The 25408-nt window shown below is 46.6% G+C and carries 28 protein-coding genes; 15 read left to right on the forward strand and 13 right to left on the reverse strand.

The genetic code is table 11. From position 1 onward, the window contains the following. The first annotated feature begins 1 nt into the window (after nucleotide 1). From paaD to paaK, 8 genes are read left to right on the forward strand one after another with little or no spacing between them, the layout of a single operon-like run. Complete coding sequence (gene paaD / locus B5D50_RS15730) at nucleotides 2–550, forward strand: 1,2-phenylacetyl-CoA epoxidase subunit PaaD (RefSeq protein ID WP_078923603.1); 549 nt, start codon at nucleotides 2–4, stop codon at nucleotides 548–550. An 11-nt stretch (nucleotides 551–561) separates the two neighbouring features. Further along, nucleotides 562–1659, forward strand: coding sequence for a 1,2-phenylacetyl-CoA epoxidase subunit PaaE (paaE, locus tag B5D50_RS15735; protein ID WP_078923635.1), 1098 nt, complete (start codon nucleotides 562–564; stop codon nucleotides 1657–1659). Nucleotides 1660–1708: 49 nt separating this feature from the next. After that, the gene (locus tag B5D50_RS15740) at nucleotides 1709–2734 is read left to right on the forward strand and encodes a TRAP transporter substrate-binding protein (RefSeq protein ID WP_078923604.1); all 1026 of its coding nucleotides are present in this window, start codon (nucleotides 1709–1711) and stop codon (nucleotides 2732–2734) included. A 1-nt stretch (nucleotide 2735) separates the two neighbouring features. After that, the gene (locus tag B5D50_RS15745; RefSeq protein WP_078923605.1) at nucleotides 2736–3281 is read left to right on the forward strand and encodes a TRAP transporter small permease; all 546 of its coding nucleotides are present in this window, start codon (nucleotides 2736–2738) and stop codon (nucleotides 3279–3281) included. Nucleotides 3282–3284: 3 nt separating this feature from the next. Then, on the forward strand, nucleotides 3285–4586 hold the full coding sequence (locus B5D50_RS15750; RefSeq protein WP_078923606.1) for a TRAP transporter large permease: 1302 nt from the start codon (nucleotides 3285–3287) through the stop codon (nucleotides 4584–4586). A gap of 35 nt (nucleotides 4587–4621) precedes the next feature. After that, complete coding sequence (paaG, locus tag B5D50_RS15755) at nucleotides 4622–5407, forward strand: 2-(1,2-epoxy-1,2-dihydrophenyl)acetyl-CoA isomerase PaaG (protein ID WP_234975901.1); 786 nt, start codon at nucleotides 4622–4624, stop codon at nucleotides 5405–5407. Between the two features lies 1 nt (nucleotide 5408). Then, the gene (gene paaI / locus B5D50_RS15760; RefSeq protein ID WP_078923607.1) at nucleotides 5409–5840 is read left to right on the forward strand and encodes a hydroxyphenylacetyl-CoA thioesterase PaaI; all 432 of its coding nucleotides are present in this window, start codon (nucleotides 5409–5411) and stop codon (nucleotides 5838–5840) included. Between the two features lie 31 nt (nucleotides 5841–5871). After that, on the forward strand, nucleotides 5872–7182 hold the full coding sequence (gene paaK / locus B5D50_RS15765; protein WP_078923608.1) for a phenylacetate--CoA ligase PaaK: 1311 nt from the start codon (nucleotides 5872–5874) through the stop codon (nucleotides 7180–7182). 67 nt (nucleotides 7183–7249) lie between these two features. On the opposite strand, the gene B5D50_RS20205 is transcribed toward paaK, so the two are convergent. The 5 genes from B5D50_RS20205 to mobA all read right to left on the reverse strand — a co-directional run bounded on the left by B5D50_RS20205 (nucleotide 7250) and on the right by mobA (nucleotide 10979). Further along, entirely contained in the window at nucleotides 7250–7435 is a 186-nt protein-coding gene (locus B5D50_RS20205; RefSeq protein WP_143594385.1) for a hypothetical protein, read from the reverse strand. 126 nt (nucleotides 7436–7561) lie between these two features. Further along, nucleotides 7562–8401, reverse strand: a complete 840-nt coding sequence (locus B5D50_RS15770) for a 2OG-Fe(II) oxygenase family protein (protein ID WP_078923609.1) — start codon at nucleotides 8399–8401, stop codon at nucleotides 7562–7564. Between the two features lie 2 nt (nucleotides 8402–8403). Further along, a complete protein-coding gene (locus tag B5D50_RS15775) occupies nucleotides 8404–9369 on the reverse strand; it encodes a nucleoside hydrolase (RefSeq protein WP_078923610.1) in 966 nt (321 codons plus the stop codon). A gap of 9 nt (nucleotides 9370–9378) precedes the next feature. Next, nucleotides 9379–10311, reverse strand: coding sequence for a ribokinase (locus tag B5D50_RS15780; RefSeq protein ID WP_234975902.1), 933 nt, complete (start codon nucleotides 10309–10311; stop codon nucleotides 9379–9381). Between the two features lie 80 nt (nucleotides 10312–10391). Next, nucleotides 10392–10979, reverse strand: a complete 588-nt coding sequence (gene mobA, locus B5D50_RS15785) for a molybdenum cofactor guanylyltransferase MobA (protein ID WP_078923612.1) — start codon at nucleotides 10977–10979, stop codon at nucleotides 10392–10394. 355 nt (nucleotides 10980–11334) lie between these two features. Here mobA and B5D50_RS15795 point away from each other — a divergent pair, with 355 nt between their 5' ends. After that, nucleotides 11335–12021 carry a response regulator transcription factor gene (locus B5D50_RS15795; RefSeq protein WP_078923614.1) on the forward strand — a complete coding sequence of 229 codons (687 nt, stop codon included), beginning with the start codon at nucleotides 11335–11337 and terminating at the stop codon, nucleotides 12019–12021. A gap of 3 nt (nucleotides 12022–12024) precedes the next feature. Then, complete coding sequence (locus B5D50_RS15800) at nucleotides 12025–13425, forward strand: ATP-binding protein (protein ID WP_234975903.1); 1401 nt, start codon at nucleotides 12025–12027, stop codon at nucleotides 13423–13425. A 382-nt stretch (nucleotides 13426–13807) separates the two neighbouring features. On the opposite strand, the gene B5D50_RS15805 is transcribed toward B5D50_RS15800, so the two are convergent. Next, entirely contained in the window at nucleotides 13808–14395 is a 588-nt protein-coding gene (locus tag B5D50_RS15805) for a Uma2 family endonuclease (RefSeq protein ID WP_078923615.1), read from the reverse strand. Between the two features lie 431 nt (nucleotides 14396–14826). Then, nucleotides 14827–15732 carry an HTH-type transcriptional activator IlvY gene (ilvY, locus tag B5D50_RS15810; protein WP_078923616.1) on the reverse strand — a complete coding sequence of 302 codons (906 nt, stop codon included), beginning with the start codon at nucleotides 15730–15732 and terminating at the stop codon, nucleotides 14827–14829. 128 nt (nucleotides 15733–15860) lie between these two features. Here ilvY and ilvC point away from each other — a divergent pair, with 128 nt between their 5' ends. From ilvC to B5D50_RS15825, 3 genes are all read left to right on the forward strand, one after another. Next, nucleotides 15861–17339, forward strand: a complete 1479-nt coding sequence (ilvC, locus tag B5D50_RS15815; protein ID WP_078923617.1) for a ketol-acid reductoisomerase — start codon at nucleotides 15861–15863, stop codon at nucleotides 17337–17339. Nucleotides 17340–17511: 172 nt separating this feature from the next. Then, a complete protein-coding gene (locus tag B5D50_RS15820; RefSeq protein ID WP_407701258.1) occupies nucleotides 17512–18096 on the forward strand; it encodes a DUF4143 domain-containing protein in 585 nt (194 codons plus the stop codon). Between the two features lie 133 nt (nucleotides 18097–18229). Continuing rightward, nucleotides 18230–19291: a TIGR00341 family protein gene (locus tag B5D50_RS15825; protein WP_078923619.1), complete on the forward strand. Its 1062-nt coding sequence runs from the start codon at nucleotides 18230–18232 to the stop codon at nucleotides 19289–19291. A 77-nt stretch (nucleotides 19292–19368) separates the two neighbouring features. Here the strand turns inward: B5D50_RS15825 and B5D50_RS15830 are convergent, their stop codons facing one another. From B5D50_RS15830 to ampD, 6 genes are all read right to left on the reverse strand, one after another. Then, nucleotides 19369–20028 (reverse strand): riboflavin synthase, encoded by a 660-nt coding sequence (locus B5D50_RS15830; protein ID WP_078923620.1) that lies wholly within the window; start codon nucleotides 20026–20028, stop codon nucleotides 19369–19371. 4 nt (nucleotides 20029–20032) lie between these two features. Continuing rightward, the gene (ribD, locus tag B5D50_RS15835; protein WP_078923621.1) at nucleotides 20033–21145 is read right to left on the reverse strand and encodes a bifunctional diaminohydroxyphosphoribosylaminopyrimidine deaminase/5-amino-6-(5-phosphoribosylamino)uracil reductase RibD; all 1113 of its coding nucleotides are present in this window, start codon (nucleotides 21143–21145) and stop codon (nucleotides 20033–20035) included. Between the two features lie 8 nt (nucleotides 21146–21153). Further along, a complete protein-coding gene (nrdR, locus tag B5D50_RS15840) occupies nucleotides 21154–21645 on the reverse strand; it encodes a transcriptional regulator NrdR (RefSeq protein WP_078923622.1) in 492 nt (163 codons plus the stop codon). A 9-nt stretch (nucleotides 21646–21654) separates the two neighbouring features. After that, entirely contained in the window at nucleotides 21655–22908 is a 1254-nt protein-coding gene (glyA, locus tag B5D50_RS15845; RefSeq protein WP_078923623.1) for a serine hydroxymethyltransferase, read from the reverse strand. Between the two features lie 149 nt (nucleotides 22909–23057). Next, a complete protein-coding gene (locus tag B5D50_RS15850) occupies nucleotides 23058–23618 on the reverse strand; it encodes an META domain-containing protein (protein WP_078923624.1) in 561 nt (186 codons plus the stop codon). A gap of 134 nt (nucleotides 23619–23752) precedes the next feature. Continuing rightward, nucleotides 23753–24382 carry a 1,6-anhydro-N-acetylmuramyl-L-alanine amidase AmpD gene (gene ampD, locus B5D50_RS15855; protein ID WP_078923625.1) on the reverse strand — a complete coding sequence of 210 codons (630 nt, stop codon included), beginning with the start codon at nucleotides 24380–24382 and terminating at the stop codon, nucleotides 23753–23755. A 376-nt stretch (nucleotides 24383–24758) separates the two neighbouring features. Between ampD and B5D50_RS20210 the strand changes: the two genes are divergently transcribed. After that, on the forward strand, nucleotides 24759–24944 hold the full coding sequence (locus B5D50_RS20210) for a hypothetical protein (protein ID WP_143594386.1): 186 nt from the start codon (nucleotides 24759–24761) through the stop codon (nucleotides 24942–24944). Between the two features lie 224 nt (nucleotides 24945–25168). After that, nucleotides 25169–25408, forward strand: a 240-nt coding sequence (locus B5D50_RS15865) for a helix-turn-helix domain-containing protein (protein ID WP_143594387.1), incomplete at its 3' end; no start/stop codon positions are given.

The following is a 25408-nucleotide window of genomic DNA, read 5'->3' on the forward strand; positions in this document are numbered from 1 at the left end:
TATGGTCACTAAATCCATCCCTGTCCTTCCGTTTGCTTGGTATGAACGTGCTCAACGCCGCAAGCAATCGGCCTTAACACCGATTTGGGAGGTATTGGATCAAGTAAAAGATCCAGAAATTCCGGTGTTAAGTATTTGGGATTTAGGTGTGCTCTGTGATCTGCAAGCGATTGACGGTAAGTATGTGGTAAGCATTACTCCGACTTATTCCGGTTGCCCAGCGATGGAGACGATTCGGGCGGATATTGCAGCTGCTTTAGAGGCTGCTCAGCTTCAGCCTTATGAAATCGTGACCCGTTTAAGCCCGGCGTGGACCACCGATTGGCTATCGCCACAAGGTCGAGAGCAATTGCAAGCTTATGGGATTGCCCCACCTGCAGGTGGTGGTTGTGCCCATGCTCAAGGCTTAACACCGGAGGCGGGGATTGAATGCCCACATTGCAGCTCTAGCAATACACGCCGAATTAGTGAATTTGGTTCGACAGCTTGTAAGGCCTTATTTCAATGCCAAGATTGCCAAGAACCGTTTGATTATTTTAAGCATTTTTGAGGGTGACCCCGATGGCTGATACCCGTTTTTATCCTCTACGCATTAGCGAGATTAAACCCGAAACCGATACTGCAGTCTGTATCTCGTTTCAGGTTCCACCTGAATTAACGAACAATTTTAAATTTGTTCAAGGCCAATTTCTCACTCTTAAAGCCGACATTGAGGGTGAAGATGTGCGGCGTTCTTACTCGATCTGCTCGGGTGTGCATGATGGACATTTACGGGTCGGGATTAAGCGCGTGCGTGGAGGTAAGTTCTCCAACTATGCGAATGACCAATTCAAAGTGGGCGATACAGTTGAGGTGATGCCTCCGCAAGGCAGCTTCAATTCACCGCTAAACCCTGAACAAGCTAAAAATTATATGTGCCTGGCCGGTGGTAGTGGTATTACCCCAATTCTGTCGATTATGAAAACTATTCTAATCGAAGAACCGCAGAGTAAAGTCACTCTGATTTATGGCAATCGGCGCAGTAACTCAGTGATGTTCAAGGACGAATTGAGCTTCTTGAAAAATCGTTATATGAATCGCTTCCAATGGATCAATATCATGAGCCAAGAAGATCAAGGCGCGGATCTTCTCAATGGGCAAATTGATAATCAAAAAGGGGCTGCTTTACACAAAAGCCGCCTGATTAATATTAAAACCACCGATGAAGTGTTTATCTGTGGCCCGGAAGCGATGATGTCGGAAGTTTCGCGGGGCTTCCGGGCCTCAGGTTTGAGTGAGGAACAGATTCATTATGAATTGTTTGCCAACTCTTCAGCTGATGCCGCCACCTTGTTAGAAAAAGCTCAACAGCGGATTGATACTTATGGCGAAGAAAAAACCAGTAAAGTGACGGTGATTGCCGATGGACGCTCTTTACAGTTTGACCTCGCGACCGTTGGGCAAAACATTTTAGATGCAGGTATTCATAACGGTCTCGACCTACCTTATGCTTGCAAAGCAGGTGTATGCTCGACCTGCAAGGCCAAGTTGGTCAAAGGTCAAGTCGATATGGATATTCATCATGGTTTGGAAGCGCATGAAATTGCAGCCGGTTACATCCTGACCTGCCAAGCGCATCCGGTTTCTGATGAGGTCGTGGTCGATTTCGATCAACGTTAACAAGGTTTTAACTAATAGCTTCACTTAAAACATCTGGAGGAGAGAATTCATGAAACATTTGAAACGCTTAATGCTAAGTTTTGCCATTGCCTCAGCAGCAATGGCTGCTTCAGCACCGAGCTTTGCAGAAACTACAATTCGTGTAGGTTCTTGGTTGCCGCCTGCGCATACCATGAATGCGGATGTTTTACCGACTTGGGGTAAATGGATTGAAGAAGCCACGGAAGGCCGCGTTAAACTGAAAATTGAATACCCCGGTGGTGACCCCAAAGCCTTACTTGACCAAGTACAAGATGGCGCTTATGAAGCAGCTTGGACTTTCCACGGTTATTATCCAGGGCGCTTTAAACTCACCAAAATGGTCGAATTACCCGGTATCGAAGGCGGTGCCAAGGGTGCGTCGATTGCGCATTGGCGAATTCACGAAAAATATCTAGCTAAAGCCAATGAGCACGAAGGCGTGGTATTAGCGGGCTTGTTTACACATGGTCCTGGTCAAATTCATTTGGCTAAACCCATCGAAAAATTGGCGGATATGAAGGGTAAGAAGATTCGCATCGGCGGGGGCGTGCAAGCAGACATCGGTAAAGCGATGGGGGTAGAAGGTGTGGCCGCACCCGGCTCTAAAGTCTATGAAATTCTCGCCCAAGGCGTAGCAGATGGTGCTTTCATGCCGATGGGTGAAAAGAAAACCCTGCGCTTAAAAGAAGTTGCACCGTTCTCGATCAAATTCCCGAATGGCATGTATCTAGGTAGTTTCATGATTATTCTCAATCAAGAATTCATGGATAAATTAGAGGCCAAAGACCGTGAAGCGATTATGAAAGTCTCTGGTGAAAAACTCTCGGCTTTAGCGGGTGAAAAATGGGGTTCTGAAGCTGAAGCAGGTGAAAAAGATGCTCTAGCTGCAGGCAATACTATCAAAGAAGCAACACCAGAAATCTTGGCTGAGTTTGCAGACATGACGAAGGACTTTGACAAAAACTTCTTAGACAGTGTGAAAGACAGCGGTGTTGACGCTGAAGCAGCTTTGAAAGAAATGCGCGAAATTTCTAAAGCTGAAGGATCAAAATAAGATGACGAGTGCTGAACACATCACCCAGCACTCTGAGCGGGGGCTAGCCAAATGGCTAGCCTTAACGCTTAACCTGATCGCAGGTAGTGCCTTAATGCTGATGATGGTTATTACCTGCGTCGATGTCATCGGTCGTTATTTATTTAATAAACCCTTAGTTGGTGGAGTCGAGCTGATTGAGGTTTTATTAGGGCTAATGATCTTTATGGCTTTGCCGGTTATTTCTTGGCGCAATGAACACGTAGTCGTGGATATTCTCGACCCTTTCGTATCGCCACGACTTAATTTAATCCGCACTATTCTCTTCAATCTAGTCACCGCGATTGCTTTAGTGATGATTGGCCAACGGATTTGGGATTTGGGTGCACGGGCTAGCTCGCATGGTGAAGTGACCGAATATTTGCATCTCCCAGTCGGCATGATTGTTAGCTTTTTTGGCGTCATGTGCTGGTTTACCGCGTTAGTACTCATTACGCTGGGGATTTATCGTGCTTTAGTCCAGTATCGCTTGAGCTTAGACTCAGCGACTAAGCCAAGCTTGGAGTAAGCCATGTTAGTTTCCTTAGTTGGCTTTGCAGTTTTACTCTTGTTGATTATGATACGCATGCCGATTGGTATTGCGATGGGCTTAGTCGGCTTCTTTGGCTTTGCGTGGTTGAATGATTGGAATTGGGTCGCGGCTCTCTCTATGTCAGCCCGCCGAATTATTGATACCTCACGCGATTACAGCCTCACGGTGATCCCTTTATTTATTTTAATGGGTAACTTTGTCACCAAATCAGGGTTATCTCACGAATTATATCGTGCCTCTTATGCCTTTATGGGGCATTTGCGTGGGGGCTTAGCGATGGCAACTGTCGTCGCTTGTGGAGGCTTCTCAGCGATTTGTGGCTCAAGTTTAGCGACTGCGGCCACTATGTCTAAAGTCTCAATGCCGCCCATGCGTAAATACGGCTATAGCGATGCCTTAGCCACCGCCTCGATTGCCGCAGGCGGCACACTCGGCATTCTAATTCCCCCTAGTGTCATCCTGCTGATCTATGGAATTATGACTGAGCAAAGTATTCGTGAATTATTCGCGGCGGGCTTTCTGCCCGGTATGTTAGGCATTCTCTTGTATGTGGGTGCAGTCGCTTGGACGGTTTGGCGTAACCCCAAAGCGGGTCCTCCGGGTGAGCGCTCAACAGGTAAAGAACGCATCGAAGCGATGAAAGGCGTTTGGGGTACTTTGCTCCTATTTGTACTGGTGATTGGCGGTATGTATGTGGGTGCATTCACTGCGACTGAAGCGGCTGGCATTGGTGCAGCGGGAGCTTTTCTGATTGCCTTATCGCGTAAATCCATTACTTGGCGCACCCTATATGAAGTCCTGACTGAAACCGCACATACTTCAGCCTCGCTATTCTTCGTAGTGATTGGTGCTTTAATCTTCTCGAATTTTATTACGCGCGCCGAATTTCCTGATTACTTATTGCAATTTGTACAAAGTTATAACCTCAGCCCGATGATGGTTATCTTCATGATTTTAGGTATTTATATTCTGCTCGGTTGTATTTTAGAAAGCTTGTCCATGATGCTACTCACCGTACCTATTTTCTATCCTCTGGTACAAAGCCTTGGTTTTGATTTGGTATGGTTCGGGATTTTAGTGGTCGTCGTGACTGAAATTAGCTTACTCACTCCACCCGTAGGTTTGAATGTCTTCGTCTTAAGCGGGGTACTGAAAGATGTCAAAACCAGTACGATCTTTAAAGGGGTCACACCTTTTTGGATCGCTGACCTGATTCGCCTCAGCTTACTCGCTTGGATTCCGGCTATTTCGTTGTTTTTGCCGGAAATTTTATATCGCTAATCACCGCCAGCAGCGAACCATAGGATCAACACATCATGACCGACCTGAGTTTTAAAACCCTTGAATTAGCTATCGCCGATGGCGTGGCGATTTTAAGCTTCAATCGCCCCGATAAGCTCAATAGCTTTACTACTGAAATGCATGCAGAAATACGTGAGGCTCTCGCTGCGATTAAAGCCGAGGCGAGCGTGCGCTGCTTATTAATCACCGGCAAGGGGCGAGGCTTTTGTGCAGGCCAAGACCTTGGCGATGAAGTCGCCAGTGCTGATATTGGTGGCACGGTCGAACGTGACTACAATCCTTTAGTGCGCGCTATCACGACCTTACCGATGCCAGTCATCTGTGCGGTGAATGGCACAGCGGCGGGGGCCGGAGCAAATATTGCTTTAGCTTGTGACATCGTATTGGCCGCACGTTCGGCTTTCTTTATTCAAGCTTTTTGTAAGATTGGTTTAGTCCCTGACTCAGGTGGGACTTGGATCTTACCTCGGGTCGTTGGGCATGCGCGTGCGATGGCTTTGACTTTATTAGGCGATAAAATCAGTGCCGAACAAGCTGAAAGCTGGGGCATGATTTGGAAATGCGTGGATGATGCGGATCTGATGGCAGAAGCCTTGAAACTCGCTAAGCACTTAGCGACTCAACCCACCCAAGGCTTAGCGATGACCAAACAAGCGATTCATGCAGCAGCTACGACTAGCTTAGCTCAGCAACTGGATTTAGAACGGGATTTACAAACGGCGGCGGCAGCGAGCGATGATTTCAAAGAAGGGGTGACTGCCTTTTTAGAAAAACGCGCTCCCGTCTTTAAGGGAGCATAAAATGGCTGAACAAGATCCGTTTGCACGTGCTTGCAGTGATGCGATGGAAGCGAATGACCGTGCATCCCGCATGATGGGTATCAAGATTGTAGACACCAAGGCGGGGCAAGCTGTCCTAACCATGCAAGTACGCAGCGATATGCTGAATGGGCATGATGTCTGCCACGGCGGGATGCTATTTACCCTTGCCGACACGGCCTTCGCACATGCTTGCAATAACACCAATAAAGTTACCCTAGCCTCAGGCTGCACGATTGACTTCTTAGCACCGGCTTATGCAGGTGAAACCCTCACCGCAACTGCTGTAGAACGTTCTCGTAGCGGACGCACGGGTGTTTATGATGTGGAAATTCATAACCCTGATGGCAAATTAGTTGCGACCTTCCGTGGGCGCTCCTATCAAATCAAAGGCAGTGTGCTACCCGAAAGCTAGCGATAACTCGCAGTACCAAGGAGGAGAAACAATGACTACCGGTTTTCCCAGCGAAACCTTGACCTTAGATAATTTTACCAAGGTGAGTAAAGACGAATTACAGGCCCTACAATTAAAACGTCTGCAATGGACAGTCCAACATGCTTATCAGAATGTACCGATGTATCGCAGCAAATTCGATGCAGCAGGCGTACATCCTGATGATTTAAAAGAACTCAGCGACATTCAAAAATTCCCTTACACCACTAAGCACGACTTACGCGACAACTACCCCTTTGGCATGTTTGCCGTGCCGATGGAGCAAGTTGCACGGATTCATGCATCTAGCGGTACGACTGGTAAACCTACGGTCGTCGGTTATACCAAAGGCGATCTTGAACGCTGGGCGGAAGCAGTTGCCCGTTCAATTATGGCAGCCGGTGGCAAGCCGGGGGATAAAGTGCATGTCGCTTATGGCTATGGCCTGTTTACGGGCGGCTTAGGGGCGCACTATGGTGCAGAACGCTTAGGTTGCACCGTGATTCCCATGTCTGGTGGCCAAACTGAAAAGCAAGTGCAACTGATTCAAGATTTCAAGCCTGACATCATCATGGTCACGCCTTCCTATTGCTTAAATATTGCTGATGAATTCGAGCGCCAAGGCTTTGACCCGCGTGCTTGTTCTTTGCGGATTGGTATCTTTGGCGCTGAACCTTGGACGCCTGCGATGCGTTTAGAAATCGAGCAGCGCTTAGGCTTAGATGCCGTGGATATTTATGGCTTATCGGAAGTCATGGGGCCGGGTGTCGCACAAGAGTTTGTGCAAACCAAAGATGGCCCGACCATTTGGGAAGATATGTTCTATCCAGAAACAGTGCACCCTGAAACCCTACAAACCGTGGCAGAGGGTGAAGAGGGTGAGTTAGTCTTCACCTCTTTGGTGAAGGAAGCCATGCCGGTGATTCGTTATCGCACCCGTGATTTGACAACCCTACTCCCCGGCAGCGCTTGCACTATGCGGCGAATGGCGAAAATCACTGGGCGCAGCGATGACATGATGATCATTCGTGGCGTAAATGTCTTCCCTACCCAAATTGAAGAAATCATCCTAAAGATTGCTGCCCTCTCGCCACATTATCAAATTGAAATCAGTCGCGATGGCAACCTCGATAACCTTACGGTCAATGTCGAAGCACGTCATAATCAAGTGACTGAAGCGGATCGTGGTGCTGCCGCCAAAGAACTGCAACATCGGATTAAAGTGCTGATCGGGGTTAGCACTAAAATCAATATAAAAAATGAAGGTGAAGTAGCGCGCTCACAGGGTAAAGCGCAGCGAGTGGTCGATAAGCGTCCGAAGTAATTAGCTTATAGCGGCTGAGCTTTGTTTTTGAGTTCAGTCGCTGCTGTCGAAATTGTTAGTGCAATCATCATGGCAAGCGGCTTGGCGGACAAAAACCCAAAAAATCTGGTTTAGCACAACTCGGTTCAATCCCCTTCCATGTTTGGCAATGCCCAAACATGTCCGCTTTTTCGCAATCGGGGTGTGCCGTGGCACAAGCATTCAGCCCCAACAGGCATAGGCATAGCAGTAAGTATTTACCGTGGTTTTTCATCGTAGTTTCTCCATTCGTGTTGCGCTTGACAGTCACTATTTCCGAAATTTGATGCAGGGTAATTTTTTATGCTTATTAGACAAGACTATTGCAAACTAATACTACATCTGCTGGATTCAACTGAGCTTACTTAAATCCCAACTCCCTTAACCGCTCCTGCAAATAACTATCCGCTGTATAACGCTCTGAAAGTACCACTTCAGGACGGGGGTGCAAAAATAGTGGCAAAGAAATCCGCGAGACATTCGCAGCACTAGGTGGTGGATTAATCACTCGATGGGTCGTCGAGGGGAAATAACCGCCAGAAGCCTCTTGCAACATATCGCCGATATTTACAATCAGATAACCAAAATCACAAGGGACATCTAACCACTCCCCTGCTTGAGTTAAGACTTGCAAACCCGGCTCATTCGCCGCAGGCAATACGGTGAGCAGATTAATGTCCTCATGCGCGGCCGCCCGCAAGGCTTGCGAAGGCTCAGAACCTTGAAACGGTGGGTAGTGCAGCACACGCAATAAAGTTTGCTCACTGCCACGAATCATGGTCGAAAGTGGTTCGTGATACAGGGCAGCCACTTCGGGCGGAGAATAAGCCTCAATCCAGCCCAACAACGCTTCAGCCAAAGCATTAGCTTGTTGGCGATACGCAATCAACTCCGGGCGCAAGGCTTCGGGGCAAATCCCCCACGGATGATAAAAATGGAAGTACTCTTTAATATCCCGCTCCGCACAGCCTTTCGCAGTTTCGGAAACCTCAGGTGGGAAATAGCCATCAAAACTTGAGCGAAAACGATAGTTATATTTCTCAGTACTTTGAAAAAAGTTTAGCCAGTGCGCATAAATTGACTCTACGCTTGCCTGAGGAATCGGATGATTTTTTAAAATCCCAAAACCAAACTCATGTAAGGAGGCAACAAACTCAAGCCCTGCATTCGGGGCAAGATAATCAACCGCATATAGGCCCATGTTTATCTCGCTTGCCAATAAGAATTGGTCAAGGTGTCACGAAAAAAATCAATCACGCCTTGTGCATCGACCTGCATACACGCTTTTTGTAAGGGACGCTCGTCCCAAGCACGCACGAAATAAGCATCACCTTTGATACGCTTCATAATCGTCTGCCCCGCCGCAATACCTTCAGGTACTACACAGATTGCCCCTTCAATCGTTTGAAATAGCTCAGGTTTCAGCACATAGGTCAGTGCACAAATATCATGACCATAGCAGCCAGCGACTTTATGCTCATGCTGATAAAAGTCGATATAAAAATCAGCTGCTCGATGCAACATCGGCCCGACCTTCCGATTATGCAGAGCAATATAACTAAACAGCTTACGATCAAATAATACGGTATAAGTCACATCTAAACCGACCATCACCAAAGGCCATTCAGCCGCCATTACAATATCTGCAGCATGGGGGTCGGCAAAAATATTAGCCTCAGCCACTGGTGACACATTCCCCGTATGTTCAATCGTACCGCCCATAATCACCACTTGCTTAACCAGCTTAGCAATACCGGGATCTAGCTCTAACACATGTGCCAAATTACCCAAAGGGCCAATCGCCACTAGTGTGACTTCACCGGGGTATTGGCGAACTTGTTCAATAATGAAAGGTGCAGCGAATTGATCATGTTGGCGACGATGCGGAGGCGGTAAAAACTGATCACCTAAACCATCCATACCATGCACAAAATCAGGGAAAGGCATGGGGTCGCTATGCATCGGCCATGACTCACCGATACAAACGGGTGCGGTTGCTCCAGACATTTCCACCAAGGTCAGCGCATTCATGCAAGCTTGCGCCACACTGACATTACCAAAGGTCGTCGTTAAACCCAGTAACTCAATCTCGGGGTGGGCAATCGCGGCGAAAATGGCCATTGCATCATCAATACCAGGATCAGTGTCTAGAATAATCTTATGCGCCATTCCTCAACCTTACTGTTCAAATGCATCCACCTCTGCGGCATAAGGAATGCTTGACGAAGCACCCACTCGCTGCACACACAGAGCCGACGCTTTAACCGCACGCTCTAAAGCGGTACGCAAGGGTTGACCTTGCATCCAAGCATGCAAAAAATAGCCTGTGAAAGTATCACCCGCACCCGTTGTATCCACCACCTGCACAGGTAAAGCAGGCACAAACTCCAGCTGCCCCTGATAGATACTCGCCGCACCCTGAGCGCCTAAAGTTATCACCACCAACGTAGTCGGCCAACGAGTTTGCAATAAAGCCACTAAATCTGCTAAAGCTGGTGGCGGCTCAAGGGGCAAATCCAATAATTGGCAAACTTCAACTTGATTAACAAATAAGACCGCCAACCTCTCTAAAGGCAACTCTTTAACGGCTGCCTGCATCGGTGCGGGATTGAAAGCTAGCTGTAAACCCCGTGCGGCTGCTAGTTCAATCATCTCTTGAGTACAGCTACATTCGTTTTGTAGTAGCAACCAATCACCCGCTTGCGCAGTTTGCAAACAACACACTAACTGGTCAGGGGTAAAACTATGATTCGCACCCGCGTATAAAATGATCGAGTTTTCACCCTGATCATCGACTTGAATAATGGCATGTCCACTAGGCTCGGTGACTGTTGCCAAATAGATCGGTGAGACTCCTGCGTCGATCAGGGTATGGACTAAAGCTTGATCTGCTAAGTTATAGCGCCCGATATGCAAGACTTCACTACCTGCACGCGCTAAAGCAATGGATTGATTCGCGCCCTTGCCCCCTAAAACCTGCTGATAATCTTGGCTGCTTAAAGTCTCACCGGGTCGTACCAAATGCGGTACGCGGTAGACATGATCAATATTGATAGAGCCATAGTTGTAGATGGGCATAACAACGGTCTGGGTAAATCGTGATAGCTGCATTATAACCTCAGACCCCCCTTAAAAAGATAGAGTTAATCAGGGGTTTCATCGGTATATTTATTGCGGCGCAATAAGCGATGTCAACTGCCTATTAGTTGTTCTGGCGTATTGATATTACGGAACACCCCCGCGCAATCCCTAAAATCAGCACGAGCCATCTGATGCTGGGCATACCATAAATCAATCTTGCGATTGCCCTGAGCTAGGAACGCTTGCAGGCTAGGCAGCAAACTGACCGGAATTAAAGCGTGAACGGGTTGTAAGCGTTCGCCATCATCGGCAACGGCTAACTCTGCCTGCTGATCCTGCAAAGCCGTTAGCAAGCGTATCACGGTATCCGGTGCAAGCTCTGGGGCATCACACGGCACAGTCAGCATATAATCGGTCTCAATGACTTGCATCGCAGCTGCAAACCCTGCCAAAGGCCCTTGATAGCCTGTTAACTGATCGCTAATGACCGGATACTGATAGTGTTGATAACGCGCCTGATTACGATTGGCACTGATAAGAATCGTCTCAACCTGTGGCTGCAACGCTTGCAGCACATACTCGACGAGTGGGCGACCTTGTAGCTCTAATAAGCCTTTATCGACGCCCCCCATGCGACGACCTTGCCCACCCGCCAAAATGACCCCCGTAATACGGGGATATCTACAATCCTTCCTCATGGTCGGCCTATTTTCCTAAGTAAAGAACAATCATAGCCGAAAAAGCCTATCGTTATAGCGAGCTTCAGTATGCTTATTTGCTTTGCTTGTACCCTCGTTAATAGACTTATTCGTAAAGTAAAGTCAAGCCCATGTAAAAAAATGTAAAACCGCTGTTCACTCACTCGTTTGTCCTCAATCATAAGCTTAACTAAACCCAAGCTAGGGATACAGGTATTGATACCAAGATTGATACCACTATTTAAAAGTGTATTTAAAGCATACGTACTTTTAATCAACCAACGCCTGAAATGAGTACACTGACGCCGAGGTTATCGAGGTTTAGGCAAGGACTGATAGTCACGAGACAGGTAATATGAGCAAACTATTGTTGGTTGATGACGATCTAGAACTGAACAAACTCCTCAGTACTTACTTAAGCCAAGAAGGCTTTGAAGTCACTGCAGTCATGGATGGTGCTTCAGCCGTTAAAGAAGCTAGCTTGCATGAATATGCCTTAATTGTTTTAGATGTGATGATGCCGGGTATGAATGGCATCGAGGCACTCAGTCGGATTCGGATGAATAGCGCCGTTCCCGTCTTGATGCTCACCGCCCGTGGTGATGATATTGACCGTATTATGGGCTTGGAAATGGGGGCTGATGATTATGTACCCAAACCCTGCTTGCCCCGTGAATTGGTGGCACGCATTCGCGCTATTTTACGCCGTACTTTACCTGCAGGTCATACCAGCGGTCATGAACCCTTGCATGTCGGTGCTTTAAGTCTCTGGCCAGAAAAACGCTTAGCCACATGGCAAGGTCAAGCTTTAGAGCTAACTAGCACTGAATTTAGTTTGTTATTAGTGTTGGCTCAACAAGCAGGCAAAGTGGTGAGTAAAAATGACTTATCCGAAATCGGCATGGGTCGACCCCTCACTCGTTATGATCGCAGTATTGATGTGCACATGAGTAGCATTCGTCACAAATTAGGCAATTTACCGGATGGACGCTCGTGTATTCAAACGGTGCGAGGTATCGGCTATCAACTGGTCCGAGACTAAAGCATGATAGGTCGATTATTCTGGAAAATCTTACTCACTTTTTGGCTGACTTTATTAGTAGCGGGTGGCTCGGCTGCTTTGGCGGTTTGGTGGCATCATCGCGCTCTGCAATCGGTCTCTGAGGATGTCGTTATCCGCCCTAGCTCGATTTTGTCAGTCCAAGCGGCTGCCAATACTTTCCGCTTTGGTGGCAAGGAAGCGGTTTACAATATGCTGCTGGAACAAAGCCAAGAAGCCCCCGCCCATCTGCAAGTCTATGCGGTCGATGCTAATCATCAAGAACTACTCGGGCGCTCAGTGCCTGCCTCCACCTTAGAACGCATTCGTAAAAGTGTTGACTTGAAAGTTAGCCCACCGATTGCACGTAGTGTTCAAGCTCAAGATCAAGAATTAATTTTCTTTGCGCCTTTATCTGGGCAATTTCCTGAATTCCAAAAACCCAATCGCTTACCAGCGCGTTATCGTGATCTCACTTGGCCTTGGTATTTATCGGGTTTAATTGTCAGTTTCATCTCGAGCTTTCTATTAGCTTGGCATTTTTCTAAGCCCGTCCGCTTATTAAGCAAAGCCTTTAAATCCCTTGCCCAAGGTGATTTAAATACCCGCATCTCCTCAGAAATTGGTTGGCGACGTGATGAGATTGCCGATTTAGGTCATGATTTCGATCACATGGCAGGCCAATTACAAAACTTAATGACCTCGCAACGGCGCTTGCTGCACGATGTTTCGCATGAGTTACGCTCACCACTAGCACGTTTACAAGTCAGCATTGGTTTAGCTCGCCAACAACCTGAGCACACTCAAGCAACCTTGGATCGAATTGAATATGAAGCTGAGCGTTTAGATAAATTAGTCGGTGAAGTACTAACCCTATCCCGCTTAGAAGCCGGAGTAGCACCTTCCACGGATGAGTATGTCGATGTTTTGGAGCTGCTCGATACGGTAGTGGATGATGCCCGCTTTGAAGCCAGTGCCTTGAATCGCTCCGTGGTATTGCATAGCAGTGATGATGCTAGCTTGATTATTCCAGCCCACGGTGAATTACTCTATCGTGCTCTAGAAAATGTGGTACGTAATGCGCTGCATCATACACCACCGGAAACCACCGTTACTGTGACGGCTTATCAGCATAAAGCGACCAATACTTTACACATTACCGTCGATGATCAAGGTAGTGGTGTCCCACCGGAAGAAATTGATTTGATTTTTGAACCCTTTCAACGTAGCAGCCAAACTAGCAATCAGTACCAAGGCTATGGCTTAGGTTTAGCGATAGCCCGGCGTGCAATTGATAGCCATAGTGGTCGTATTCGGGCGAGTAATCGGCCTGAAGGGGGTTTACGGATTAGTATTGAATTGCCGTTGCAGGCTAGGCAAGTTTCGGAGCCACTTGAACCTAAATAATGAAATGAGGGCATGATCTTGGCCATGCCCTCGTCTTACGTGAGCGACATTCCTAACACTTAATTGTCATTTAAAACTTTCATTTAAGCGGAAACGTTTAATGCAGGCTTTTACCATCGTTTGATTAAATCGTAACCCATAACTCTCAACTGACGGAACATCACCAATCGGAATTGCCCCTTGCAAGATTTTTACTGGACATTTTTGACGAAGCCGCCCCATATCAGTTCGTCACAAAGGATGACTAGCACCATAGATACGAGAATTAAAGGCAATTGATAGTCATAGGGGTCATGTACAAGTAATCGAGCTTACAGATCAGTAGCAGATGAACTAATGCCAAAATTGAGAGAGTATCTGTGAAAATTGAAAGAATGCGACTTCAGCGTCGTGCTTCCAAGCCAACTTCTTTTTTCACTCGCCGATAAATATGTTTGACACAGATTTCTAGCCCTACTGAATCTAGTACGAAGCTGTCATCTGCATAATAAGACTCATTCTGCCAGTTGTTGCGGCGTCGAAATACCCGTACATAGGGCGTATCCTGCGATACCACTACATATTCCATCAAGGTAGGGATAGTAATGTAGTTGTCGAACTTTTCCTTCAAATCAGTACGTTGGGTGGAGGGAGAGAGCACTTCGACAATCAGACTAGGGTTATCGCGTATATACGGATCATCGCCCCTGTTGCTTTCACAAGATGCCATAATGTCGGGATAATAGGCAAAGTGCTTGCTCTGATTTTTACCCACCACTTTCATATCGGATTGCCAAGCTCGGCATTCATCAGGCAAGGCATTCTCAATGATACCGTGGAAAGTAGAAGCCACCGTGTTATGCAACTCACTACCACCCGCCATAGCGTAGACTTGCCCATCCACATATTCGTAGCGGACACCCTCGGCCTCACGCTCACCTTCAAGGTAATCCTCAAATGGTATGAATGCTAATTGCTGTGCGTGTGTCATCTGCTTAGCTCCAAGGTTATAACACTAGTAACAGTATATACATACAGGGGGTTCAGGTAGAGGGCGGGCATAGTAACTGGCCTGTCAATGACTGTGAATCATCAGGACAGTATAGTGGAAACGACAACAAGTAGGGGGGGATTCTAGGGTTGAAATTGACATATACGTTATCAGAAAATTTTCTTTTGAATTTAAGCGCTTGACCTTCACTCGCTGTCTTTGCACCCACCTCAGCCGATGATGGCATCACCCAACAACCTGCCAAACCCAACGATAAGATCAAGGGCATTAGTTTTTTCAGTAAAGCACTGTATTTCATCAATGAAGCTCCTCTATTCAATCACATTAAATCAAATGAACTCCCCTGTCCGCTTGGCCAATAGGAGGAATCGGGTTTATTGAACCGTAAAGCTTAGATTTGTAATTTTCATTTACTCAAAAACAGCCAGTTGTGCACTTTGCCAAAATGCCTGCAACAGTGGATCAGCCAGCCGCTCTTGACGGGCGCATAAACCAATCATAAATGGCTGCAAATCCGCTAACCAAGGCAAAATGCGAATAGTATCTTGGCGGGGGCTGTGTTCGATCACCAGCTCAGGCACGACCGCTACACCAAAACCTAAACTGACCATCGCCACTACTGCCTCATGTCCTGCCACTTGCGCATAAATCGTTGGATGCAGATTCAATTGTCTTAAGCGCTGCAAGAAGCGCTCCCGTGCTAAACCATGCTCAGCCAGAATCACTGGAATCTGCGTCCAATCTAAAGGGATATTCACTGCTGAAGCCTCTTCCAAGCGCTGGCTTAAACTGCAATTCATCGTCGGGCCAATCAGGTAGAGTGGCGATTGTTGCAAAGCTAAAAACTGCAATTGACTCGGCAAAATATCCGACTGAGCCGCAATCGCGCAATCCTCGCTATTATTCAGCACCCGCTCAATCCCATCGGCTTGATCGCCTGTGCGTAGTTTTAACTCCACGCCCGGATACCTAGTTCGCAATACGGGCAAGATTTGGCTGAGTAAGCTAAAGCTTGCTGTTACCGAGCCATACACACTCAACTCACCACTGATTGTTTGTGGATCGTCACTCAAATCCCGCCGCAGTTGTTGCCATGCCTGTACCGTTTGATAGGCATATTCAAGAAAGTGCCGCCCTGCTGGCGTTAAACGCACTTGGCGGTTATCGCGCTCCACCAACTTTTTGCCTACTTCAGTTTCTAAACGCTGTAACTGCCTACTAATCGCCGAGGGGCTTAAATGGCAGGCATTCGCTGCTTTGCCAAAGTGTTGGCTAGTGGCTAGCTCGATGAACATCTGACAATCACGAATTTCCATACCACTCACTTATCAGTTGTTGCATAAAACGCAAGATTACATCGCTAATTGATCATTTTACGCAATGCTAAAAATACCTTACAGTAGCAAACCTAAAATTCCCTTCTTAGCTTTTTTGGAGTCTCATCATGGGTCAAAACTACTTTAATACGCTGCCATTGCGTGTTCAACTCGAAGAACTTGGCAAATGCCGCTTTATGGATCAAGCCGAATTTGCAGAAGGTGTTGAATATATTCGCAATAAAAAAATCGTCATCATCGGCTGCGGTGCACAAGGCTTAAACCAAGGCTTGAATATGCGCGATAGCGGCTTAAATGTCAGCTATGCATTGCGTGCTGAAGCGATTGCTGAAAAACGTAAATCCTGGAAAAACGCCAGTGAAAATGGCTTCAAAGTCGGCACTTATGAAGAGCTGATTCCAGATGCTGACATCGTGATGAATCTGACTCCAGATAAGCAACATACCTCCGTCATTAATGCGATTATGCCGCTGATGAAGCAAGGCGCTTGCTTAGACTATGCCCACGGCTTCAACTTAGTTGAAGAAGGCATGCAAATTCGCAAGGACTTGACCGTTGTCTTGATGTGCCCGAAATGCCCCGGCTCTGAAGTCCGTGCTGAATATGTACGTGGTTTCGGTGTGCCGACCTTGATCGCAGTCCATCGTGAAAATGATCCGAATGGGGATGGCTTAAAAATCGCCAAAGCCTTAGCTTCTGCTACGGGTGGTGATCGTGCGGGCGTTTTAGAATCGTCACCGATTGCGGAAGTTAAATCTGACCTGATGGGCGAGCAAACCATCCTCTGCGGTATGCTGCAAACGGGCTCTCTGCTGTGCTTCGACAAAATGGTGGCTGAAGACATTGATCCCGCTTGGGCGGCTAAGTTTGTGCAATACGGTTGGGAAACCGTTACTGAAGCCCTCAAGCACGGCGGTATCACTAATATGATGGATCGCTTGAGTAATCCAGCGAAAATCCGCGCCTTTGAATTGTCCGAAGAATTGAAAGAAATCATGCGTCCGCTGTTCCAAAAGCACCAAGACGACATTATGTCGGGCAAATTCTCTAGCACCATGATGGCAGATTGGGCAAATGATGATAAAGACCTACATCGTTGGCGAGCAGCAACCGCTGAAACGCCTTTCGAAAAGCAAGCGATCACCGAGCAAGCCATCAGCGAACAAGAATACTTCGACAAAGGTATTTTGATGGTGGCAATGGTAAGAGCTGGCGTTGAATTAGCTTATGAAACGATGGTGGAAGCAGGCATTATTGAAGAGTCGGCTTATTACGAATCTCTGCATGAAACGCCGTTGATTGCCAACACCATTGCTCGCAAAAAGCTGTATGAAATGAATGTCGTTATTTCCGATACGGCTGAATATGGCTGTTATTTATTCGACCAAGCGGCACGTCCGTTATTGCTTGAGAAATTCATGCCCAAGATTAAATCGGATGTGATTGGTCGTGGTTTGAACTTGAAAGATAATGGCGTGGATAATCGTCAATTAGTATATATTAATGCTGAAATTCGCAATCACTCGGTTGAGATTGTTGGCGAAGAACTGCGTTCTTATATGACGGCGATGAAGAAGATTGTTTAAGCGTTGTTAGTTTGATTATAAAAGCCTCTACAAAGTAGTAGAGGTTTTTTAAGACTTGATTAGCTTTTCAAGCAATCGTACCTATAAATCGACTCTTTAATTGGGTCGTGATGAACTCCCCGATTACCTTGTCATGCATGTCGATGGACTTAGATCCTTGTAAATAATCAAAATTAGTGATAATTTACAAGGCCAGCCCTTTAATGCTAGTCATATTGCCGATAATCTGGGTTTAGATTATCGAAAAGTGATTGCCTATACAGATCTACTAGTGGATTTACTGCTGGTGCGGCGTTTACAGCCTTTTCATCTTAATATTGGTAAACGCTTAGTTAAAACGCCTTTATTATATATTCGAGATAGTGGTTTATTACATGCCTTGCTGACGCTGCCTACTTGGGATGCCTTGATTACACACCCTATTGCTGGAGCAAGCTGGGAGGGTTTTGTGATCGAAAACTTACTCGCTATTTTACCCGATGAAGTCATACCCTATTTTTATCGTACCAGTGGCGGGGCAGAAATGGATTTAGTCCTGCTCTATCCTGACCAAACTAAATTAGCGATAGAAATCAAACGCAATCCTCGCCCTAAACTCAGTAAAGGTTTTTACAGCTCCCAAGCTGACTTACAAGCACGGCATAGTTATGTTGTAACACCAGAAGAAATCACTTTCCCCCTCAATGAGCAAACGACTCAAATCGGTTTATATGGTTTGATGGAGACATTGAAAACCAGACTCCTTATCGCTGATTGAATTAAGCCCCTTTCTGTTACATAAAATTCTACACCTTAGCCCACTAATCCTTAGAGTTAGTACTAAAATCTAGTCATTGTTTTAACTGTGTGGTGATGTTTTTAACTGTGTAGTGACCTTAAGGAGCTAAACTATGCCTGACTCTCATCTTCCTGAGCAATGGAAAGACTCGGTTCGAGATAATATTCGTCAAGGAGCAGAACTCAATACTGGGTTTATCTTCATGAATATCCTAGCCGCGATCATTGCTAGCTATGGCTTATTAGCTAATAGCCCGGCCGTGATCATCGGGGCCATGATTGTCGCTATGCTATTAGGCCCCATTACGGGCGTTTCATTGGCCTTGGTGGATGGCGATAATAAACTACTGAAAGGCAGCCTATTGACCCTCGTGATGGGAACTTTAGTCGTCTTAGGGACTGCTTTCATCATCGGGCTAGTCCATATCAGAATCCCCATTACCCCAGAAATCATGTCAAGAACCTCACCGAATTTGATCGACTTAATGGTTGCGCTCGCCGGAGGAGCGGCAGGAGCTTATGCTTCGGTGTCCCCACGCTTAAGCACCGCTGTCGTAGGGGTTGCGATAGCGACTGCCCTCGTACCGCCACTATCATCCGCTAGCATTCTGTTTGCTCATGGGCAACCTGGGCTTGCGATGGGGGCTTTTTTCCTAGCCTTTACCAATATGGTGGCCATTCAACTGGTTTCATCCGTGGTACTTTGGGCTAATGGTTTCCGCAAAGCCTCCCACGCTTACAAGGACTCCATTTTTATATTTATTAAGCAAAATGCCATTAGCCTTGCCTTGCTGTTAGCGATGGCCTCTATACTCACTGCGAGTTTACACAGAGCCGTTGGACAAGATCTATTTGAGTCCGCTACCCAAACCACACTGGCAAAGGTCATCAATAAAATAACCGGTACTTATTTATCAGAAGTCGTTTTCGAGAAAGAGTCTAATAACTCAATGGAAGTGACCACCGTCGTCAATGCCTTTGTACAAGGTGCACAACCACCGACCGGTGGGCAGGTAGCAGCCGTAGAAGCTCAATTACCTAAACCAGAAGATGGGAGTCAGCTGGAATTGCGAACCCGCTTTCTGGAGACAACCCTTATTAATCGCGATGGCATCATGTATGAACAAATGAAACTGGACAGTTCAGGGGGAATCAAGGGGGCAATCAACCCATAAGCTCCGTACAATCTGAATTCAGATCGGTGTCTGGCCTTGGGTTAACAGCGACTACCCTCTTTAGGCCAGACACGCTCTTAACTCAAAAACCCATGCTCCGCCAAAAATGCCTCAGTAATTCCACCCGCAGGCATTTCAGCCGCTTGATCCCCTAACAATAAACGTTCTAAATACCGTGCTACTACATCCACTTCTAAATTCACTTTAGACCCCGCACGATACTCAGACATAATCGTCTCTTGCAAAGTATGTGGAACAATATTCAATTCAAAAAATGCACCATCGACCTTATTCACTGTCAGGCTGGTACCATCGACACAAATTGAACCTTTCGCTGCTATATATTTTGCAAGTTGATCCGGGGCTTTTAAACGAAAGCGCACCGAACGGGCATCTTCATAACGGCTAATCACCTCGCCTAAACCATCAACATGCCCACTGACTAAATGTCCCCCTAATCGGGTACTGAGTGTTAAGGCTTTTTCTAAATTAACGGATGCACCTAAATTAAGTTGGCCAAGGCTTGTTAAGGATAAAGTTTCCCGCGATACATCGGCACTAAAGCTTGAATCCTCTAAAACCACGGCGGTTAGACAGACACCATTCACTGCAATACTATCGCCTAACTGCACATCACTCAGTTCCAGTTTGCCCGTAGCGATGGTTAAGCGTAAATCACCGCCGATGGCTTGCATCGCCCGAATCTGACCAATGGCTTGAATAATTCCTGTGAACATTGTTCTACTCCTGCTGAAAATCTGCCAAAATCCGCCAATCTTGTCCCACGGCGCGAATATCACGAATGTTTAAGGCATAACGCTCTGCCATCGTCGCCAACGGCAAATTAAATAATGGTCGTGCCGCTGAACCCATTAAATGCGGTGCTAGATACAACACCAATTCATCGGCTAAACCTTGCTCAATAAACTGACCACTCAAAGTCGCACCCGCCTCTACATGCAGTTCATTAATCTCGTCCAGCACTAAAGCGCCTAGCACTGTGCTTAAATCTAAGCGAATGCCTGAGAATTGCCGAAGATTCACACCAAGCTTTTGCAAAGCAGCCATCTTTGCTGCATCCCTGCTACAGGTATAAATCAGCACCTTGCCCGTCGTATTTAATAACGGTGCATCCAGCGGAAAGCGTAATTTTGAATCTAAAATAACCCGGATAGGTTGACGAACCTCGCTTTGAATACCTAACTCAGCTGCCGTTAAACGTACATTGAGCTGCGGTTTATCCATCAGCACCGTATCAATCCCGGTTAAAATCGCCCCAGCTTGCGCTCGCCAAAACTGCACATCACGGCGCGCTGCCTCTTGGGTAATCCAAACACTGTCCCCCGAGGCCATAGCAGTACGACCGTCTAAGCTCATCGCCATTTTTAGACGCACAAAAGGACGGTTACGCTCCATGCTACTGATAAAACCGGGATTTAAAGCACGGGCTTCTAAAGCCATCAGACCGGATTGAGTTTCGATACCTGCCGCCTTTAAGCGTGCTAAGCCTTGACCTGCAACGAGTGGATTCGGGTCAACCATCGCAGCCATCACTTTTGTCACCCCGGCTTGCACTAAAGCCTCAGCACACGGCGGGGTACGTCCATAATGGGAGCAGGGTTCTAAAGTCACATAAGCGGTTGCTCCTTGAGCACGTGCTTGGGCAGCTTGCAAGGCAACAATCTCTGCATGCCTTTGGCCAGCGCGCTCATGCCAACCTTCACCGACTATTTGCCCTGCCCGCACTAATACACAACCAACTCTTGGGTTAGGGTGAGTCGTATATAAACCATAACGTGCCAATTGCAGAGCACGTGCCATATATATTTGATCATCAGCAGAAAAAACAGACATTTAGCGGGCTATTCTAAAAAATCAGTTGAGATAGTTGGTGCGTTTGGATGTTCGCTCTGCATGCGATCAATCATCTTGCGGAACTCAGCCATACTCCCAAAGCGCTGATAGACTGAGGCAAAACGAATATAAGCGACCTCATCCAAATGGCGCAACTCAGTGAGTACTAACTCACCAATTAAAGCGGAAGTAACCTCCCGTTCCCCACTCATTAAGACCTTTTTGCGAATCCGACTAATCGCCGCTTCCGCTTGATCAATGGTGACCGGACGCTTCTCCAAGGCACGCATAATGCCAGCACGGAGCTTTTCATCATGAAAAGGCTCACGTGCCGCATTCGATTTAATCACTCGCGGCATGGTCAATTCAGCTAGCTCATAGGTGGTAAAGCGCTCTTCACAGGCCGAGCACTTGCGCCGTCGCCGCACTTGCTCACCTTCACTGGCTAGCCTTGAATCAATCACGCGCGTGTCTTCCGCGCCACAAAATGGACAGCGCATCTTAAACCCTTAAGCCGCGTAAACCGGGAAGCGTTTACAAATCGCCAATACTTCGCCTTTCACACGCTCACTCGTCGCTGTATCGCCGATATTATCTAAAACATCCGCTATCCAATGGGCCAATTGCTCAACTTCAGCCTCTTTGAAACCACGAGTGGTAATCGCTGGCGTACCCACGCGAATCCCGCTGGTCACAAAGGGAGACTGTGGATCATTCGGTACTGAATTTTTATTGACGGTAATATTCGCTGCACCTAAAGCGGCATCAGCTGCCTTACCCGTTAAACCTTTCGCGATCAAATCCACCAACATTAAATGATTGTCTGTGCCACCTGAAACAATGTTATAGCCTCGATTGATTAAAGTTGCGGCCATTACCTTAGCGTTGTTCACGACTTGCTGTTGATAAGTCGTAAACTCTGGCTCTAGCGCTTCTTTAAAAGCAACCGCTTTCGCTGCAATCACATGCATTAAAGGCCCACCTTGAATGCCGGGGAAAACTAAAGAATTAAATTTCTTTTCCAGATCAGGATTGGCTTTCGCTAAAATAATCCCACCCCGTGGACCACGAAGGGTTTTATGCGTAGTTGAGGTCGTGACATCCGCAATTTGTACCGGATTAGGATACATACCTGCCGCCACTAAGCCCGCGACATGCGCCATATCGACCATTAAATAAGCACCAACTTGGTCAGCGATCTTGCGGAATTTTTGCCAATCAATCACTCGTGAATAGGCAGAAAAGCCAGCCACAATCATTTTCGGCTGATGCTCAAGCGCTAAGCGCTCTACTTCAGCATAGTCAATATACCCTTCTGCGGTAATGCCATATTGGACTGCATGATAGATGCGCCCAGAAAAATTCACTTTTGCACCGTGGGTTAAATGCCCACCATGCGCCAAGCTCATCCCCAAGACGGTATCGCCCGGATTTAATAACGCCATATACACCGCTGCATTTGCTTGCGAGCCAGAATGCGGTTGGACATTCGCATAGTCAGCACCGAATAATTGCTTCACACGGTCAATAGCTAACTGCTCAGCTTGATCCACATATTCACAACCCCCGTAGTAGCGCTTTTCTGGATAACCCTCAGCATATTTGTTGGTTAATACCGAACCTTGTGCTTCTAGAACACGGGGGCTGGCATAGTTTTCAGAGGCGATTAATTCAATATGTTCTTCTTGGCGCTGGGCTTCTGCGGTCATTGCTTGCCACAATTCGGGGTCGTAGCTGGCGATATTCATTGTTTTTGAAAACATGCTGCTAAATTCTCCTACACAGTAAAAAGGTGATAGGCGGGTATCATAGCAACAATTGACGGCCTGACCTATGCTGGCAAGCACAGAATAGTGAAATCCTCAGACCAGAAAAGCAGGCTATTGATCATAAGCCTGCTAACTAGCAAGGTTTAGGTCGTGGGGAGAGAGGCAGGAGACCCATAAATTTTGCCAAACACGAGTGAAGGCTTACCATTAAAATCATAAAACTGTAAGGTCGCGCCCAACTGTTGAACACTGCCCGCACGCCTTAATACGCGCAAATATTTTCCTTCCCAACTGCCCACATCCACAGTGGGTTTGCCCGGCTCTGGACGCAGGACTTCACAAGGTTTTTCGCCTCGACTGAGTTCATTCACCTTGAATCCACGATTACCGACCTGCACAAAATTAGCCGTATAATTATTACACCCTCCCGTCCCCACCATCGCAGTTTGCTCGACTAACATAGTCATACGTAAGGGTTTAGGAACTGGATTATTGTAAATTGACATCACAAACCAGCGGCTACCCAATAAAGAAGGCCCGCCACTATTTAAAGGGCAAGCACCGGGTGGCAGTCTAGATGGAGTCGACGGTACAGTCGGTACATCCGCTGCTAATAGCTGCCCTGCCCAAACAGCTAGGGGTAAAATTAAAAACGATCTGCGCGTTAAACTTGCAGAATTCAGTTGATCGACCTCGCTAGTCATAATTCCCTCTCTTAAAGATCTGTTACTTACGGAATTACCATCAAAGTTGTAAAGTTTTGGTAATAGTTTAAGTATAGGCAAGGAAACAACACTTAGCCGAAAATTTGCTTGAATCAGCCTTAAATAGTGGTATTTTAGCTGCAAGAGCGTTGATCTGAGTCAGTAGGATCTAGGTTATCTGGTTCTGGCTCGAGCTGTGCGACTGCAGGCAAAGACACACCCAAAGCCTGTCCCAAACCCAACCAATCAAAAAAGGGTCCTGGGTCAGTTTTGCGTTCAGGCGCGATCTGCTGATGTCCAGTAATCTGTTGTTTGCTTAGACTGGGGTAATGCGCACAGAGGGCTTCAATCACTTTAGTTAATTGCAGATATTGCGGTTCGGTGAAAGGTGTAAAATCACTCCCCTCTAATTCAATGCCAATGGAGAAATCATTACAGCGACTACGCCCACGATATATAGAAACACCCGCGTGAAAAGCACGTAAGTGAAATGGTACATATTGAACAATTTCTCCATCGCGACGAATTAATAAATGACTTGCCACTTTTAGGTGGCAGATCTCTGCAAAAAAAGGATGCTCGTCTTTATTTAAGGTATTGGTGAAAAGTTGATTAATATAGTCTCCACCGAACTCTCCGGGGGGTAAACTGATGTTATGAATCACAATCAACTCAGGCACACAACCAGCCGGACGCTCATCGTGGTTGGGCGAAGGAGCTTGGCAAGCTTCGGTTAATAAACCCGTTAAACTGTCAATTACCATTGTTACAAAGTCTTCCTAGACAAAAATTAGACACCATCAGTAGTATTCAGTCGATCTGAAGCCAGTAATAGCTTTTCATAAAAATTTAATATAGAAATATAATAAAAACTTATTCACGATAAGAACAAAACCTGCCCTCTGGTGATATAGCGATCAAGCTTATTCATTAATTTATTGTTAATAAAGTAACACTTATAATTCCCTGATAGCAATGCAGACGCTATGGGCAATAACGTCTACACAAAATTTTTTAAACAGGGGAAATTTAATGCATTTAAAGAGCAGCCTGAGTTGGTGTGCATCTCTTTTGGCTTTGACAACGTCGCTAGCAACAACGGCTAGTTTTGCTGAGCCTCACGTTCCATACAAAATTCAGATGAGTCGCACCCAACCCGATCAACCGCTACGCAAATCTACCATCATGGGGCGGGTCAAGGATGAGTTTGCTGGACGGATTCTGTCCATAGAGCCACAAACAGATCGAGGTCCAGATTGTCATGTTGTTAAGTTAATGGGTGATGATGGTGAATTCCGAATTATTCATGTTTCATGTACTAAATAAAGCCAATTATTGTTGGTAAGCTATTTAAAAGCCTAGCCCTTTAAGCTAGGCTTTTTCTTATCTGAATCGTGGGTTGATAGTTTTTTATTCTTAAGCTTCGGTGTATGATGACCGAATAAATGGCGGTACAGGGCTCCGCTTGTTTAGATAGACTACACTCAAACCATTAACATAACACACTAGACCTCTTGCGAAAGTAGTCATTTTCGCCTATAAAGTTAAGAATGAACTACCTAACCCTGAAAACTCTACCCCCCTCGGCGTTCAAACGCGGAGTAGGAATCCCCCTGCCACTCTTTCACGAACTGCTTGAAGTGCTCAAAGCAGGCGAGTTGACGAAGAAGAAGTCGGGTCGCCCCAGCCCGTTAAGCCTAGAGGATCAACTATTATTGACCCTAGGTTACTGGCGAGAGTACCGCACGTTGTTCCACTTAGGTTTGAGCTATCAGGTCCATGAATCGACT

The sequence above is a fragment of the Thiothrix eikelboomii genome (assembly GCF_900167255.1).
Taxonomy (GTDB): Bacteria; Pseudomonadota; Gammaproteobacteria; order Thiotrichales; family Thiotrichaceae; genus Thiolinea; species Thiolinea eikelboomii.

Bases quoted from the DNA above. Each gene is read 5' to 3' on its own strand.
- glyA (WP_078923623.1), bottom strand. From the start codon at position 22,908: ATGTTTTCAAAAACAATGAATATCGCCAGCTACGACCCCGAATTGTGG.
- B5D50_RS15750 (WP_078923606.1), top strand. From the start codon at position 3,285: ATGTTAGTTTCCTTAGTTGGCTTTGCAGTTTTACTCTTGTTGATTATG.
- ilvY (WP_078923616.1), bottom strand. From the start codon at position 15,732: ATGGAAATTCGTGATTGTCAGATGTTCATCGAGCTAGCCACTAGCCAA.
- B5D50_RS15800 (WP_234975903.1), top strand. From the start codon at position 12,025: ATGATAGGTCGATTATTCTGGAAAATCTTACTCACTTTTTGGCTGACT.
- mobA (WP_078923612.1), bottom strand. From the start codon at position 10,979: ATGAGGAAGGATTGTAGATATCCCCGTATTACGGGGGTCATTTTGGCG.
- paaD (WP_078923603.1), top strand. From the start codon at position 2: ATGGTCACTAAATCCATCCCTGTCCTTCCGTTTGCTTGGTATGAACGT.
- B5D50_RS15805 (WP_078923615.1), bottom strand. From the start codon at position 14,395: ATGACACACGCACAGCAATTAGCATTCATACCATTTGAGGATTACCTT.
- B5D50_RS15830 (WP_078923620.1), bottom strand. From the start codon at position 20,028: ATGTTCACAGGAATTATTCAAGCCATTGGTCAGATTCGGGCGATGCAA.
- B5D50_RS20205 (WP_143594385.1), bottom strand. From the start codon at position 7,435: ATGAAAAACCACGGTAAATACTTACTGCTATGCCTATGCCTGTTGGGG.
- ribD (WP_078923621.1), bottom strand. From the start codon at position 21,145: ATGTCTGTTTTTTCTGCTGATGATCAAATATATATGGCACGTGCTCTG.
- B5D50_RS15740 (WP_078923604.1), top strand. From the start codon at position 1,709: ATGAAACATTTGAAACGCTTAATGCTAAGTTTTGCCATTGCCTCAGCA.
- B5D50_RS15745 (WP_078923605.1), top strand. From the start codon at position 2,736: ATGACGAGTGCTGAACACATCACCCAGCACTCTGAGCGGGGGCTAGCC.
- ampD (WP_078923625.1), bottom strand. From the start codon at position 24,382: ATGGTAATTGACAGTTTAACGGGTTTATTAACCGAAGCTTGCCAAGCT.
- B5D50_RS15780 (WP_234975902.1), bottom strand. From the start codon at position 10,311: ATGCAGCTATCACGATTTACCCAGACCGTTGTTATGCCCATCTACAAC.
- paaI (WP_078923607.1), top strand. From the start codon at position 5,409: ATGGCTGAACAAGATCCGTTTGCACGTGCTTGCAGTGATGCGATGGAA.
- B5D50_RS15850 (WP_078923624.1), bottom strand. From the start codon at position 23,618: ATGACTAGCGAGGTCGATCAACTGAATTCTGCAAGTTTAACGCGCAGA.
- nrdR (WP_078923622.1), bottom strand. From the start codon at position 21,645: ATGCGCTGTCCATTTTGTGGCGCGGAAGACACGCGCGTGATTGATTCA.
- B5D50_RS15770 (WP_078923609.1), bottom strand. From the start codon at position 8,401: ATGGGCCTATATGCGGTTGATTATCTTGCCCCGAATGCAGGGCTTGAG.
- B5D50_RS20210 (WP_143594386.1), top strand. From the start codon at position 24,759: ATGAGTCGCACCCAACCCGATCAACCGCTACGCAAATCTACCATCATG.
- B5D50_RS15775 (WP_078923610.1), bottom strand. From the start codon at position 9,369: ATGGCGCATAAGATTATTCTAGACACTGATCCTGGTATTGATGATGCA.
- paaE (WP_078923635.1), top strand. From the start codon at position 562: ATGGCTGATACCCGTTTTTATCCTCTACGCATTAGCGAGATTAAACCC.
- paaG (WP_234975901.1), top strand. From the start codon at position 4,622: ATGACCGACCTGAGTTTTAAAACCCTTGAATTAGCTATCGCCGATGGC.
- ilvC (WP_078923617.1), top strand. From the start codon at position 15,861: ATGGGTCAAAACTACTTTAATACGCTGCCATTGCGTGTTCAACTCGAA.
- B5D50_RS15825 (WP_078923619.1), top strand. From the start codon at position 18,230: ATGCCTGACTCTCATCTTCCTGAGCAATGGAAAGACTCGGTTCGAGAT.
- paaK (WP_078923608.1), top strand. From the start codon at position 5,872: ATGACTACCGGTTTTCCCAGCGAAACCTTGACCTTAGATAATTTTACC.
- B5D50_RS15795 (WP_078923614.1), top strand. From the start codon at position 11,335: ATGAGCAAACTATTGTTGGTTGATGACGATCTAGAACTGAACAAACTC.